Raw genomic sequence first — 14,644 nt, forward strand, 5'->3', positions numbered from 1 at the left:
CTACCTTTTTGGCGGAGCGCACGAATCGCGAACCGTGAGCGATGTCGGGAGCGCCGCCCCTACAAATTCCTCATTATCTCCCTCAATCGATTCAACCAGATGCTCCACTGCGATTACGCCCGCCTCGGCAATTGGCGTATGAACTGATGTCAGACCGGGATATGCGCAGCGGGCCAAAATCGTATCGTTGTAGCCGATAACTGATATGTCATCGGGGATAGACAGGCCACTCTCCATAATAGCCTTCATTGCTCCAAGCGCGATGAAGTCGTTGCGGGCAAAGAGCGCCGTCACGTCGCCCGGGTCGGCGAGCAATTCTTTGGTCAGTAGATAGCCGTTTCCAAACTGGTCCGTGCTTTTCGTGCCGATATACTCGCGCCAATGCAGATTGTTTTCCGCCATAGCCCTGCGGAAGCCGACTACCTTTGGACTATAAGACTCCGTTTCCGGTCTGATGTCGCCCAATATCCCCGCGATGCTCCGGTGCCCCAGGCTCAGCAGGTAATCCAGAGCCTTGCGTGTGCCTTCTTGGTCGTTCCAGCAAACGCTGTTGGGGGCAACATCCGGTGATGGGTGAACGAATATGCGCGAGATATGATCGAACTGGGAAGTGAGCTGTGGATGGGATGAGGCAAGCAGGACAATCCCATCGACCATGCCGGAGCTTAAGACGCTGTCCAGCTCGCCGCACACCACCATCCGATAGCCAAGCTCACGCGCTTTCGGTTCCATTGCCTCCAGCATTCGCGCAAAGTGCGGGCCGGTGCGCTCCTGCATGTCCTCGGCAAAGAGTCCGATGTTATAAGTCTTGCCTGTCACCAGCGCGCGTGCCATGGTGTTGGGTTTGTAGCCCATTTGCTTGGCAGCGCTCAGAACTCGTGTGCGTGTTGCCTCGGAGATCAGCGCATCTTTACGACGATTGAGCACGCGGGAGACAGTGGCGGCGGATAGCCCTAACTGCCCGGCAATATCATAAATAGTGATGCCCATTGTACCTCTCGGTAAGTAAATCGATTGACCGCAATCGATTGCATAATAACATCATCCTTTGCGCCGGTCAAGAGTTCTTGTAATGCTTTTTGGAACATGATATAATAACCCGTCGACTATACTCGACCACAATTGAGTGAGGAATCCGGACGCCGCAAGCGCTCCGGCTGCACTCTCCGTCCCGACTGATGATCGGGACCGACATTAGACCGAGGGGAGGTGAATACCACGATACGTAACTACGAAGCAATGTACATTGTCGATTCCACGCTTACCGACGAGCAGACCAGCCCCATTATCGATAAATACTCCACACTCGTGACGGATCAGGGCGGCGAGGTCCAGGCCCATGCAAAATGGGACAAGCGACGACTGGCCTACGAGATCAAAGGGCGCCGCGAAGGCACATACATACTTATGTATTTTACCGGCGAGGCGAACGTCGAAAAGGAACTGGACCGTGTGTTCCGAATTTCGGACGAGATAATACGGCACATCATCCTGCGAGTCGAACCCGAGCGGATCGATACTTCATATGTCGAGCGCGCACAGGCGTCCGCCAGGGTCGTTGAAGAGACTCCGGCAGCCGAAGAAGCTGAGCAGGCACCTGCCGCGCAGGAAGCTGGGGTCCAGGAGACTCCCGCAGAGGAAACTCCGGCAGCCGAAGAATCTGTTGCCACGGAGGAAATTGCGCAGGAAGAGCCGAAAGAAGAGTAGTATCGACGCCAGAAGTGGGCGGCAGTGCGCAGGCACTGCTTGAATCCGAGGAGGCTAATATGAATGTCGTAATGCTGATCGGCCGGCTGGTCGCGGATCCTGAGTTGAAGTATACTCCGAGCGGAGTTGCGGTATGTCAAATGAGGATCGCCGTCGACAGGCGTTTTAAGTCAGAGACGGGCGAGAAAGTATCCGACTTTTTCAATCTGGTGGCATGGAGGCAGAGAGCTGAGTTTGCGGCAAATTATCTGCATAAGGGCAGACTTGTTGCAATAGAGGGTTCTTTGCAGTCACGAAGCTGGGTTGGACAAGACGGACAGAAAAGATATGCCACTGAAGTTGTTGTGAACAATATTCAGGGGCTTGACAAACCTAAAGAAGGTCAGCAGCCGGCAGCAGCGCCGACATCGGACTATGAAGCTTCGCCGGAAGTGCCCGCGGGAGGCATTGAATCGGACATGGATTACGATCCATTTGCCGAAGAATAGATGGAGGTGGCGTTATGCCAGCACCTAAAAGAGGCGGCCAACCCTCTAAATATAAAAGAGTACGCAGGAAGGTATGCACGTTTTGCGTGGATAAGGTTGACTATATAGACTACAAGAGCGCCAACCGGCTGCGCAGGTTCGTCTCCGAACGCGGTAAGATATTGCCGCGCAGGACGACGGGGACATGCGCATCGCATCAGCGTTCTCTTACCCATGCGATCAAGAGGGCACGCGAAATCGCGTTGCTGCCTTTCACAGCGGAATAGGAAATTCCGCCAGTTCAGTTCTTTGTGATACCGCGGCTCAGTGGAAAAACATCCACTGAGCCGACTATGACGTTTGGCTGAACAAAATTGCATTAGGAGTAGTTAAAAATGAGTACAGAGCAGCCGACACCGATCTTGGACAATCTGGAGGAGATGCAAGCGGTGGACAAGAGGAATATGCTCAGGCTCGTCAGGGAACTGCCCGAGCAGTGCGAGACAGCACTTGGGATCGGACGCAGTCTACCTATAGAACCTTTGCTTTTCACCCCCAACGTGGTTTTTGTCACCGGAACAGGCAGTTGTGCGACAGCGGCCGATATAATCGTCGAAGCTGTTTGCGAAGACATCTCAATCCCCATTTTCAGCGATCATGGCGGTCGCCTTCCCTGTTACATCGAAGAAAACTCTCTGGTATTTATCATTGATTATACCGGCAAGAGTTCTTCTGCACTCAGCAATTATCGTGAAGCCAAGCTCAGGGGCGCTACCATTATATGTGTTACCGGTGGAGGCAAACTCAACGAAGCAGCCGCCAAAGACGGCACAACGGTGATCAAGCTCCCTTTAGGCCAGCCTGCGCGGTCCGCAATAGGCTATCTCTTTATTCCGGTCATTGCCGTTTTGGAGACGATGGAATTATTGACGGGCCAGATCGAGAAGCTTTCCTACGGCATCAGACTGATCAAAAACGCGCGTGAGAGTCTCAGAAGTGAGGTGCGGCAGGAACGAAATGTCGCCAAACAGGCCGCCTTGATGCTTAAAGATAAGCTGGCAGTCATATTCGGCGCTACGGGTTATCGCTCGGTTGTAGCCGAACGCCTTAAAGTTCAGATCAGTTCCAATGCCAAGTCTGCTGCCTGCCGTGGCAATTTCCCTGACGTAATTGATGGATCGATATCGGGTTGGGAACTCACCGGCAAAGGATGCAGTAAGGTCGGGTTCGTTTTTCTAACCGACGCGCAAGACAAGAGTGAAATTCCCGACCAAATGAACGCGGCAGGAAAACTGCTCAGTGATTGTAGTGTTGTTGATCTCGATATGAAAGGTAACACGAATATCGAGAAGCTGCTGTATGGCATTTATCTGGCTGACTTTGTAAGTGTCTATCTTGCATTTCTATACGGGGTTGACCCGACGGCTACCGAGTTCGCGAGCCGGATCGAGACCGGTGGCGCAGGAGAAGAGGTCTCCGAATAGCCATGCAGGCTTTACGGCTTCGGCTTCTTCGAAACCGAAGCAACTGGACCATGCATGAAGTCTCCGGCTATATAAATTGAGAGGTTGAGGTTTCTTACTTCCAACTTCTTACATATAACTTCTATTTCTGAGGGAGATATCAAATTGACTATACCGGTTGTCAATACAAAAGCACAAAATTATGCACTGAAGGATGAGCTGGCAGCGGCTGTCGGCGAAGTGCTTGAATCCGGCTGGTTCATAGGCGGGCCGAATGTGTCATCTCTCGAAGAAGAGGTTGCAGACCTGTGTGAGGCCGAATACGGCATTGCCGTTAACTCAGGAACGGATGCGCTTGTAATAGCGCTGGCGGCAAACGGCATCGGTCCCGGCGATGAAGTTATCACGACTCCTTTCACGTTTGTCGCGACAACCGAAGCCATTATGATAGTCGGCGCAAAGCCGGTCTATGCCGATATCGATCCTGCCGACTATAATCTGGACCCCAATAAGATCGAAGAGAAAATTACGGCCAAAACAAAGGCCATACTGCCGGTTCACCTGTATGGCCAGTGCGCCGACTTACACGGTGTCACTGAGATCGCAAAAAAACACGGGCTGAAGGTCATATATGATGGCGCCCAGGCTATCGGAGCAAAATACACAGGCAAGGGTATCGGCGCTTATGGCGACGCAGCTACCCTGAGTTTTTATCCGACAAAGAACCTCGGCGGATGTGGGGACGGCGGGATGATACTCACCAACAGCGCTGACGTAGCGGAGAAAGCCGGATCGCTTCGCGTGCATGGTCAGGATGCAACGTATTCCTACCAATATGTGGGTTTCTGCAGCCGCTTGGACGCCATACAGGCTGCTGTTTTGAGAGTGAAACTCAAGAAAATCAATGAGTGGAACGAGACCAGAAGAGCCAACGCGAAATACTACATAGACCGGCTTTCAGATCTGCCGATAAAGTTACCCGTGGCAAAACCCGACAATTGTCATGTATACCATCAGTTTACGGTCTGTGTGTCAAAGCGTGAAGAGTTCAGCGCAAAGTTGGCTGAGCGTGGAGTCGAGTCAAAGGTGTTCTACCCGCACCCGCTCCATCTTGAGCGTGCATATGCCAATCTTGGCTACAAACCCGGTGATTTCCCCGAGACGGAAAAAATCGCAAAAGAATGCCTGAGCATTCCCGTCTCTCCCGAGCTGGCAGCCGAGGAACGCAAACAGGTAGCTGAAGCTATAAGAGCATCTCTTGTGGAACTTGGCTGAACGACTGAAGCGTATCAAATCATGCGTTTCAAATTCTGAATTTTGAATTCTGAATTCTGAGTTGGGGATAAGTGGGTGCGTGAAAGAAAGCATTGTTCATAAAAAGAGCTTTAGCTTTGCATTGGATGTTATTAGTCTCTATACCAGACTCGTAGACAAACGCGAGTATGTGATTTCGAAACAGTTGCTAAGAGCGGGAACAAGCATTGGAGCAAATGTCGAGGAGGCTGTGTCGGCACAGAGTCGGAAAGACTTCCTTTCAAAGATGTCCATTGCCGCCAAGGAAGCTCGTGAAACGAGATATTGGCTGCGATTGTTGAACGAATCAAATCTGGTAGACGAATCAGTTGCCATCGAATTGGCTGCTGTGAATGAGTTAATTCGTATCCTTGTTTCCATTGTCAAAACAGTGCAAGAGGAACCTCAGTCCACATGACAGTTCTGGAACTCAAAATTCAGAATTTAGAATTCAAAATTCGCAAGAGAGGTCTCCGCCCATGAAAGCCATGATTCTTGCCGCCGGTGTAGGTTCCCGGCTCGATCCGTTAACCAGAAATATGCCCAAACCGATGGTCCCGATAGTGAACAAGCCGGTTATGGAGCATATAGTAGAGCTGCTCGCGAGAAACGGCTTTAAGGAGATAATGGTCAACCTCCATTATCTGGGCGACCAGATTCAGCAGTATTTCGGCGACGGCAAGAAGTGGGGCGTCAAGCTCCACTATTCTCCCGAAGACCAGCTCTGGGGCGACGCGGGAAGCGTGAAGCGCTGCGAAAGCTTTTTTGATGAAGAAACATTCGTAGTGGTCGGCGGTGACGACCTGGCTGACATAGATATCAGGCGTCTGGTAAGGTTCCACGAAGAGAAGAAGGCCATGGCCACCATCGCGCTCTCGCTTGTAGACGACCCCTCCGAGTACGGCATAGCGCTGCTCAATGATCGCGGACGCATCACCCGGTTCCTCGAAAAGCCAAAGGGCGAGGTCATCTTCAGCAATTCGGCAAACACCGGTGTCTATATCTTTGACAGGCACGTCCTCGAACTCATCCCCAAGGCGACACCATACGGCTTCGGTAACAATGTCTTCCCACTGCTGCTGCAGCAAAAGAGCAGGTTCTATGGCTACCTCACGCGCAGCTATTGGAAAGATGTCGGCAGCCTCAGGCAGTATAGGGAAGCTCATAGGGATGCGCTCAGCGGCCGTGTAGAGGTAAAGCTGCCCTGCTCAGAGGTGAAGAAGTATGTATGGATGGGTGAGAATGTCCAGATTGACCCGACCGCCGAGATCGGTTATCCCGTCCTGATCGGCAATAACTGCAGGATCGAAAAGGGCGCAAAGCTGCTTGAGTATTCGATTCTCGGCGATAATTGTGTCCTGGAAGAGGGCTCGGTGGTCAAACAGAGTGTGCTATGGCACGGCGCCACAGTAATGCGCAATACAATGCTCGAACGTTGTGTGGTCGGCGACAAGTGCTCTGTGAAGTCCAGCGCGGCTGTCTTCGACGGTGTTATTGTCGACCCCATAAGGCGCAACGGCAATCACGAGTAGACTGGTAGGCCGGAAAACCCTGGTCAACTAATATCAACACCGGTTGCTAGTACAGTAAGGACTACTTTCGCCGCTGTGCCAGCAGCCATGACCAGAACTCATCATTGTTGTAAGTTGCCGTCCAAGCATTGTGTCCTACACCCGGATAAATGGTGAACTTCGGTTCTCCACCGGCAGCCTTAACGGCGTCTACCATCTTTTGGGAGTTTTCGATATTTACCACATCATCCTTATCGCCATGGAAAACCCACATCGGTAAGTTTTTAATGAGGGCTGCTTTTTTGGGGTTTCCTGCCCCACAGATTGGGGCGATTGCAGCAAACCTCTCGGGTTCTTTTACAGCCAGAGCCCAGGTTCCGAAACCACCCATGCTTAAACCGGTAACGTATATACGGTCTTTGTCGACCCTGTACTTGGTCTCAATTTCATCGAGTAAAGCAGAGAGCATGTCTGTTTGGGTATCCCACCAAGAATCCTCGGGGCACTGGGGTGAGACAAGTATAAATGGAAACTCCCTACCGTCCGCAACCATTCTTGGTGGGCCGAGCAGTTTAACTTTCTTGACATCGTCACCACGTTCTCCTGCTCCATGAAGAAAAAGCACCAGCGGCCAGCGTGTTTTCTTGTCTTTGTTATAGTCGCGAGGTAAGCTAAGCAAGTAATTTGCCTGTACTTGAATTGAGATCGTTTTTGTAAACGAGCATTCTTCTTGAACATCTTTAACCGGCTGCGCCGCGGGTTCACCGATCACAGCCCCTGTGAGCAACATACAAACAACTGCAAAGGGGATTGTCTTCATGGCACCTGTCTCCTTTTGGCTACATCAAGCTTCCACAGCAGCAGCGAGTCTCTGCATATCGGCATGCTTGATCTTGTGCCGGCAGATTTTGCCGCTGGTCGTCTTTGGCAGGGCATCGGTAAACTCAATTACGCGCGGATACTTATACGGTGCGGTGAACGATTTGACATGGTCCTGCAATTCTTTCGCCAGTTCGTCGCAGCCGACATATCCTGGGTTAAGCACTATAGTCGCTTTCACTATCTGGCCGCGAATCTGATCGGGTATGCCTGTGATCGCGCATTCGTGTACGGCGGGGTGTTCCTGCAAGGCGCTTTCGACCTCGAACGGACCGATCTTATAACCTGAACTCTTGATGGTATCGTCAGCGCGGCCTACATACCAGTAGTAGCCGTCGCTGTCTTTCCACGCTATATCGCCGGTATAATAGATGCCGTCTCTCCAGGCGGCATTTGTCAGCTCGGCGCTTTTGAAATATCCGCAGAACATACCGACCGGCTTGGATTTATCGGTCCGAAAGACGATCTGTCCCTCCTCACCGGCAGCGCACGGACGCCCATCGTCATCGAGCATATCGACCTCATAACCCGGAGAGGGCTTGCCCATTGAACCCGGCTTAGGCTCCATCCAGGGGAAATTGGCTATCGACACCGTAGTCTCGGTCTGCCCGAAACCTTCCATAATTTTAAGACCGAGGCACTCGCGAACTTTGTTGAACACTTCGGGGTAGAGCGGTTCTCCCGCCACCACGCAATAATTCAAAGAGCTCAGGTCATACTTCGAGCAGTCTTCCCTGACGATCATTCGATATATCGTCGCGGGGCCGCAGAATGTGGTCACACAATGTTTTGCCATCGCGGCAAGCATGCCTTTCGCATCAAACTTGTTGTCGTAGTCGTATACGAATACCGCGCTGCCTGCTATCCACTGGCCGTAAATCTTTCCCCAGGCCGCTTTTGCCCAGCCGGTGTCGGCAACGGTCAGGTGCAGACCGTTGTCCTGCACGTTTTGCCAGTATTTTGCGGTCAGGATATGTCCGAGTGGATAGGTGTGATCGTGCCGAACCATTTTAGGCTGGCCTGTGGTGCCGGAGGTGAAGTATAAAATTAGGGTGTCGTCATTGGTTGTCGCATCATCACCGGTGGGTCTGTCGAATTTGTCGGATGCCGGCTCCATCATAGTGTGCAGATTCTGCCAGCCCGGGCGCTGACCATGAGTAATAATCCTGTGCTTGAGCGTAGGAGAATGCTCCACGGATTCATCCACGGCATCCAACACGTGCGGCTCGTCGGAGGCGATTATCATCTTTATGTCGGCTGAGTTGTTACGGAAAACTATATCGCGTCCTGTAAGCATGTGGCTCGCCGGAATAGCGACCGCCCCTATCTTATGCAGGGCAACCACGCACAGCCAATACTCGTAGCGTCTGCCGAGGATGAGCATTACCGTGTCTCCCTTGCGGATGCCGAGGGAGATGAGGTAATTGGCGACTTTGTTGCTGAGCGCGTTTATATCGGCGAATGTAAATATGCGCTCATCGCCCTTATCGTTGCACCATACAAGCGCTTTCTTTTCAGGCTGAAGCCGTGCGTAGTCGTCTACGATATCGAACCCGAAATTGAAGTTGTCAGGAACGTTTATCCTGAAATTCGCCTTAAAGTCCTCATAGGACGAAAATTCTGATGGTGACACATACCGGTCAAGAAAACTGCTGTCCACGTCTGCTCCTGTCACAGATTGTTATATTACCCACTTCAACAAGTGTGGCCGCTAAACCTCCATCGGCAGGCATGAATTATTGGGCCGGGACTCGGCAGTCCTGGCCCAAAAGAGATTGCAGACTTACCCTCCAGGTAAGATACCTGGAGGGATATCATTCAGCCTATGTTACCTAATATCTATAATGCTCTGCCTTGAACGGCCCATCCTTCGGCACACCTATATAATCCGCCTGCTTCTGGCTTAGCTGGGTGAGCTTGGCGCCGAGTTTGTTAAGATGGAGCCTGGCTACTTCCTCATCCAGCTTTTTGTCCAGCAGATATACGCCGACCTTATGATCGTTTGTCCACAGGTCGATCTGGGCGAGGGTCTGGTTGGTGAAGCTGTTTGACATAACAAAGCTCGGGTGGCCTGTCGCACATCCGAGGTTGATGAGTCGGCCTTCGGCCAGCAGATAGATAGTGTGGCCGTCGGGGAATGTGAAAGCATCCACCTGCGGCTTGATGTTTGTGTGCTTTACACCAGGCAAGGCTTTCATCGCATCGACTTGGATCTCATTATCGAAATGGCCGATATTGCAGACAATTGCCTGGTCTTTCATCTTGGACATATGCTCCGCAGTGATGATATCGCAGTTGCCTGTGCAGGTGACGTATATGTCGGCATACGGTAGCGCGTCCTCGACTGTGGTCACGCTGTAACCGGCCATGCAGGCCTGCAGTGCGCATATGGGGTCGATCTCGGTGACCATAATTCGTGCTTTCTGGCCCGCCAGAGATTCCGCCGAGCCCTTGCCCACGTCACCATATCCGCAGATCAGAGCGGTCTTGCCGGAGATCATAACGTCGGTTGCGCGCTTAATGCCGTCCACCAGCGACTCGCGGCAGCCGTAGATATTATCGAACTTGCTTTTGGTGACGGAATCGTTGACGTTGATCGCCGGAATGAGCAGTTCTCCTCTGTCCATCATCTGGTAGAGGCGGTGAACGCCCGTAGTCGTCTCCTCAGAGACACCGCGGATGTTCTCGACAATCTTATGGAAGAAGTTCGGGTTTTCGGCTATAGACTTCTTTACCACGCTGTTTACTATAGCCAGTTCTTTGTTATCCGTCGGCTGATCAACGATGGAAGGGTCATTCTCGGCATAATAACCTCGATGGACAAGCAGAGTCGCATCGCCGCCGTCATCGACTATCAGCGTTGGGCCTCCGCCGTCCGGCCAGGTCATCGCCCTCTTGGTGAAATCCCAATACTCTTCAAGCGACTCGCCCTTGAACGCAAACACCGGAGTGCCTGAAGCTGCGATCGCGGCTGCGGCATGGTCCTGTGTGGAGAATATATTGCAGCTTGCCCAGCGGACATCCGCGCCAAGCTCGACCAGGGTCTGGATCAGCACGGCCGTCTGTATCGTCATATGGAGCGATCCCATAATCCGCGCGCCAGCCAGAGGTTTTGCGGGACCGTATTTTTCCCTTGTCGCCATCAGTCCGGGCATCTCTTTTTCGGCTATCGATATCTCTTTATTGCCCCAGTCTGCCAGGCCAATGTCTTTCACAAAGTAATCAAGTTCGGTTGCTATCATATATAAGGTTCTCCTTTTTAATTTGCGGCATAATATGAAGATGAGCTAAGGCTATAATAACTGCGCAGAACTTGGCACATCAAAGAATCCTACCATTTTTTTGCGTTATGAGCAACTGAAAGCAAATCCCTCAATCCCCTCAAATTTGACAGTGACAGCTTCGTGTCGATATAATTACGAGGTTGAATTGGAGCCCAGATGGCAACGCAAGCACGCACGCAGTCCAGCTCTTTGTCCTCGGCCCGGTCTCTGGATACGGATGTCCAGTTCGTAAAAGGCGTCGGGCCCCGCTTGGCCGGCATATTAGGGAAGCTGGACATTTTTACTGTACGGGACCTGATCTATCACTTCCCGAGGCGTCATGAGGACCGTACGCACTTCGCGCGGGTCGCAAGCCTGCGCCATGGCGAATCGGCGACGATACGCGGCACGGTTCTTGCGGCGGATAACGTCAAGACGCGCGGGTCTCTGGTGCTCACAAAGGTAGCTGTCGACGACGGCACGGGCGTTATCACGCTTACCTGGTTTAACCAGAAGTATCGCAAGGACCAGTTTCTTAAGCTCAAAGGCAGGCAGATCGTAGCCTACGGCACTGTGGCCGAGGGCCGGTGGGGCATGGAGATTGCGACCCCTGAGTGGGAGCCTTACAGTGAGGACTCCGATCCTCTTTCGAGCGGGCGGGTAGTTCCGGTTTATCCGCTGACCGAGGGGCTGTTTCAGAGCCAGGTCCGCAAGGCAATACACGGCGTGCTGGACCTTTATGTGCCGCTTGTGCCCGAGGTTTTACCGGAGGATGTGCGCAACCGTTTGGACCTGATGGATATCGGGGAGGCGCTGCGCAATATTCACTTTCCGGAAAGTATGGCGGCTCTGGAAGCGGCCAGGAAGAGGCTGGTTTTTGAAGAGCTGTTTTTGCTTCAACTCGCGCTGGCTTTGCGAAAGCGCGGGATGGAGATGCCCGGGCATGGCATTGCATTTAAGATGCCCGAAAACTTTGAGCAAGAACTTAGATTAGTTCTGCCGTTCGAGCTTACAAAAGCTCAAAAGCGTGTAATAAAAGAGATAGCGGCGGATATGGACCGGCCGCTGTGCATGAACCGGCTCCTGCAGGGCGATGTGGGTTCCGGCAAGACTGCGGTCGCTCTGGCGGCTATGCTGATCGCCGTGCGTAATGGCTATCAGGCAGCGCTGATGGCTCCGACTGAGATTCTGGCCGAGCAGCACTATCTGGGGATCACTCGAATGCTCGAGAACCTGGGCGTGCTGGAGATTTCTGTCGATCTGCTCAAGGGGAGTCTGCGGAGCAAACAGCGCCGGCAGGTGATCGAACGGATAGCATCGGGTCAGACAAAGATTGCGATAGGCACTCACGCCCTGATTCAAGAGGGCGTCGAGTTTCATAAATTGGGACTGGTGATCGTGGACGAGCAGCACCGGTTCGGCGTTCTGCAGCGCGCTGCGCTGATGGAAAAGGGCCTGAACCCGGACATTCTGGTTATGACCGCGACCCCTATCCCGCGCACATTGACATTAACTATATACGGCGACCTGGACGTCTCGATAATAGACGAGCTTCCCCCCGGTCGAAAGGCTATCCGCACGCACTGGAAACAGGTAGGCGAGCGCAAAAAGGTCTACCATGCGCTTCGGACCCTGATCGATCAGGGCAGGCAGGCTTATGTTGTCTGTCCCTTGATCGAAGAGAGCGACAAGCTCCAGGCCCGCGCAGCCAGTGAGCTTGCCGAGTTTCTGCAGACCGAGATGTTTCCCGATTATAAGATCGGGCTGCTGCACGGTCAGATGAAGACAGATGAGAAAGACGCTGTGATGAAGGCCTTTCGAGCAGGTGAGATACAGATACTCGTCTCAACCACGGTGATAGAGGTCGGTGTGGACGTTTCCAATGCTACATGCATGGTGATCGAAGACGCGGACAGGTTCGGTCTGGCCCAGCTCCACCAGCTTCGAGGTCGAGTCGGGCGAGGTGATGAGCAGAGCTTTTGCGTGCTGATCTGCGAAGGCAATTCGCCTGACTCGATCAAGCGCATGCAGGTGATGTCATCCACCGGCGACGGCTTCACTATAGCCGAGGAAGACCTCAAGCTGCGCGGACCCGGCGAGTTTTACGGCACCAGGCAGTCCGGCATGGCTGGCCTCAAGATAGCCGATATCTTCCGGGATATCCCTATTTTGGAGTTAGCGCGAAAAGAGGCCTTTGATCTGATCGAGCGCGATCCTGATTTGGGGCATCCTGCATTCAAGGCTCTGCGCCATGACTTGACTAAGAAGTATGATGAACTGCAGTTGGCGGTGGTTAGCTAGTGGAAAGTGGAAAGCTGAGAGTGGAAAGCCCGGAAGGGATGGGCTGCTATAATCTCAGATGTTGGATATATAACAGGTTGCTTCGGTTCCGAAGGGGCCGAAGCCGCGACCGTAGGTCGCGAAGAGAAGCGTAACGCATTTGCAGACGGCTTCGGCCGCGCCGCCTGCGGCTCTGCAACCGAAGCAACTAAAGCGTAACGGTGATACACTATGGCCAGGTGGCATAACTACTATCTGGACAATCACGCACACTTTTGCACAGCTAGTGTGTCTGATTTCAGGCCGCTGCTTATAGGGCCGGGCGCTATGATACTTTATGAACAGTGGGACCGCGCAAGGCAAGCGCATAGAGTTCGTGTCTTGGCATATGTGATTATGCCTGAGCATTTCCATATAATTCTGTGGTCCGAGCGGGGAGATAGCATTAAGGCCTTTTTGAGTCGAACACTGGGAGAAACATCCAAGCGGATGCAGCCTGGTGGAGGCTTCTGGAAGGAGCGGCCTAATGTGCTTCCGCTGTATTCACGGCAAGTTCTAAAGACGAAGATGGACTATCTACACAGGAACCCGTTGCGTCGCGAGTTAGTTGTAAACCCGGAGGATTGGGAGCACTCGAGTTTCCGGCAGTTATTTATGGATGCTTGCACCCCGGTATTTCGATGCGATGACTGGGGAGATATCTCGATTTGACGGGTAGACAAACCCGGGTTGTTTGCGGCCTCTGCGAGGCTGGCTTCGGCCGCGCCGCCTGCGGCTCTGCAACCGAAGCAACTAATAACTCAATGGCAACCGCTGTTGGCAAATGATGAAGTTAGAGATATTCGTTGCTTCGGCAGCAGTAAATAACTGACAAGCCTAACACCCATAACAAAGTGACGCTGCCGGAGCCGCCGGGCGCACAAAGGTAATTGATAGGGTAGAGACACTATAGCTAAGGCATTGGAGGTTTCGGGACAGGGGTGTCCCGAAACAACTAATCCTTATTAGATTGGAGTGAAACAATGCCTTTAATATTATCTGGCTTAACAGCGCTATGTCTATTAATTGTTTCATACTCTGTCCGCGTAGCCCCTGCTGGTCTTATGGGTGTGTTGATATCGTCAAATGTCTTGGCTAGACTTGCTTGGTGGTTATGGCCATCTTTATGGACTTTCTATGCAATTCGCTACTTCGAAAGTGGTGCAAATAATAGCCTTGAATTAGTAAAGAGTTATCGGACAATAGTTCCTATTAGCTGTATGCTATTAGGGCAAATTGCCACATTACTATTGTTTATTGTGATTTATGGTAATACGGTTGAGTTGGCAAATGCTAATGACTTCCAAATATTACAATTTCCTGTTGGTTCAGCCAGTAGTTATTTGCTATTGGCTTTAGCAATTGGACAATTAGTTTGGCAATGGTCTATTTGCAGAAAGTATACAGAATTGACTGACGTTTTTATTGTAGCCATTCTAGTAATCAACTTAATTTTTATGCAAGCGGCAGTAGCGTTAGGCCGTTCACTATTATTTTACGGGGTTGCAGCGTGTACAGTCCAAATAATAATGCCGACATTAGGGAAATTATCTGAATGTGTATTTGGGACGCGAGTATTTCGAGCTTAATTGGTATTCGTTCGTTGTTTCGGGAGACCCTGAAGCTGTCTCAAAAAGAATAAGCGAAGAGACATGAATTTGCGGTATAGTTGTCGAACTCCTATATGGGAGGATTGATGTAATGCCGCGATTCAAGGAAATGCCACAGGACCCGAAGCAGAT

At 52.0% G+C, this 14,644-nt stretch carries 14 protein-coding genes; 10 read left to right on the forward strand and 4 right to left on the reverse strand.

Annotation, left to right across the window (positions count from 1 at the left end; translation table 11 throughout):
- Entirely contained in the window at positions 1–990 is a 990-nt protein-coding gene (locus ABFD83_00295; GenBank protein MEN6355502.1) for a LacI family DNA-binding transcriptional regulator, read from the reverse strand.
- Positions 991–1,209: 219 nt separating this feature from the next.
- Between ABFD83_00295 and rpsF the strand changes: the two genes are divergently transcribed.
- From rpsF to ABFD83_00330, 7 genes are all read left to right on the forward strand, one after another.
- Positions 1,210–1,707 carry a 30S ribosomal protein S6 gene (gene rpsF, locus ABFD83_00300; GenBank protein MEN6355503.1) on the forward strand — a complete coding sequence of 166 codons (498 nt, stop codon included), beginning with the start codon at positions 1,210–1,212 and terminating at the stop codon, positions 1,705–1,707.
- A 59-nt stretch (positions 1,708–1,766) separates the two neighbouring features.
- Positions 1,767–2,195, forward strand: coding sequence for a single-stranded DNA-binding protein (locus tag ABFD83_00305; protein ID MEN6355504.1), 429 nt, complete (start codon positions 1,767–1,769; stop codon positions 2,193–2,195).
- A 14-nt stretch (positions 2,196–2,209) separates the two neighbouring features.
- Entirely contained in the window at positions 2,210–2,461 is a 252-nt protein-coding gene (gene rpsR, locus ABFD83_00310; GenBank protein MEN6355505.1) for a 30S ribosomal protein S18, read from the forward strand.
- A gap of 108 nt (positions 2,462–2,569) precedes the next feature.
- On the forward strand, positions 2,570–3,658 hold the full coding sequence (locus ABFD83_00315; protein ID MEN6355506.1) for an SIS domain-containing protein: 1,089 nt from the start codon (positions 2,570–2,572) through the stop codon (positions 3,656–3,658).
- A 144-nt stretch (positions 3,659–3,802) separates the two neighbouring features.
- On the forward strand, positions 3,803–4,912 hold the full coding sequence (locus tag ABFD83_00320) for a DegT/DnrJ/EryC1/StrS family aminotransferase (protein MEN6355507.1): 1,110 nt from the start codon (positions 3,803–3,805) through the stop codon (positions 4,910–4,912).
- 79 nt (positions 4,913–4,991) lie between these two features.
- Entirely contained in the window at positions 4,992–5,348 is a 357-nt protein-coding gene (locus ABFD83_00325; protein MEN6355508.1) for a four helix bundle protein, read from the forward strand.
- A gap of 61 nt (positions 5,349–5,409) precedes the next feature.
- Positions 5,410–6,462: an NDP-sugar synthase gene (locus ABFD83_00330; GenBank protein ID MEN6355509.1), complete on the forward strand. Its 1,053-nt coding sequence runs from the start codon at positions 5,410–5,412 to the stop codon at positions 6,460–6,462.
- A gap of 61 nt (positions 6,463–6,523) precedes the next feature.
- Here ABFD83_00330 and ABFD83_00335 read toward each other — a convergent pair whose 3' ends face one another.
- From ABFD83_00335 to ahcY, 3 genes are all read right to left on the reverse strand, one after another.
- The gene (locus ABFD83_00335) at positions 6,524–7,261 is read right to left on the reverse strand and encodes an alpha/beta fold hydrolase (protein ID MEN6355510.1); all 738 of its coding nucleotides are present in this window, start codon (positions 7,259–7,261) and stop codon (positions 6,524–6,526) included.
- A 24-nt stretch (positions 7,262–7,285) separates the two neighbouring features.
- A complete protein-coding gene (locus ABFD83_00340; GenBank protein ID MEN6355511.1) occupies positions 7,286–8,980 on the reverse strand; it encodes an AMP-binding protein in 1,695 nt (564 codons plus the stop codon).
- Positions 8,981–9,152: 172 nt separating this feature from the next.
- Positions 9,153–10,562: an adenosylhomocysteinase gene (gene ahcY / locus ABFD83_00345; GenBank protein MEN6355512.1), complete on the reverse strand. Its 1,410-nt coding sequence runs from the start codon at positions 10,560–10,562 to the stop codon at positions 9,153–9,155.
- 198 nt (positions 10,563–10,760) lie between these two features.
- On the opposite strand from ahcY, the gene recG reads away from it, so the two are divergent.
- The 3 genes from recG (at position 10,761) to ABFD83_00360 (ending at position 14,491) form a co-directional block, all read left to right on the forward strand.
- Positions 10,761–12,884, forward strand: coding sequence for an ATP-dependent DNA helicase RecG (gene recG, locus ABFD83_00350; GenBank protein ID MEN6355513.1), 2,124 nt, complete (start codon positions 10,761–10,763; stop codon positions 12,882–12,884).
- A gap of 210 nt (positions 12,885–13,094) precedes the next feature.
- Positions 13,095–13,574: a hypothetical protein gene (locus ABFD83_00355; GenBank protein MEN6355514.1), complete on the forward strand. Its 480-nt coding sequence runs from the start codon at positions 13,095–13,097 to the stop codon at positions 13,572–13,574.
- 311 nt (positions 13,575–13,885) lie between these two features.
- The gene (locus ABFD83_00360; protein MEN6355515.1) at positions 13,886–14,491 is read left to right on the forward strand and encodes a hypothetical protein; all 606 of its coding nucleotides are present in this window, start codon (positions 13,886–13,888) and stop codon (positions 14,489–14,491) included.
- The last annotated feature ends 153 nt before the right edge of the window (positions 14,492–14,644 follow it).

The sequence above is a fragment of the Armatimonadota bacterium genome (assembly GCA_039679645.1).
Lineage (GTDB): Bacteria > Armatimonadota > UBA5829 > UBA5829 > UBA5829 > UBA5829.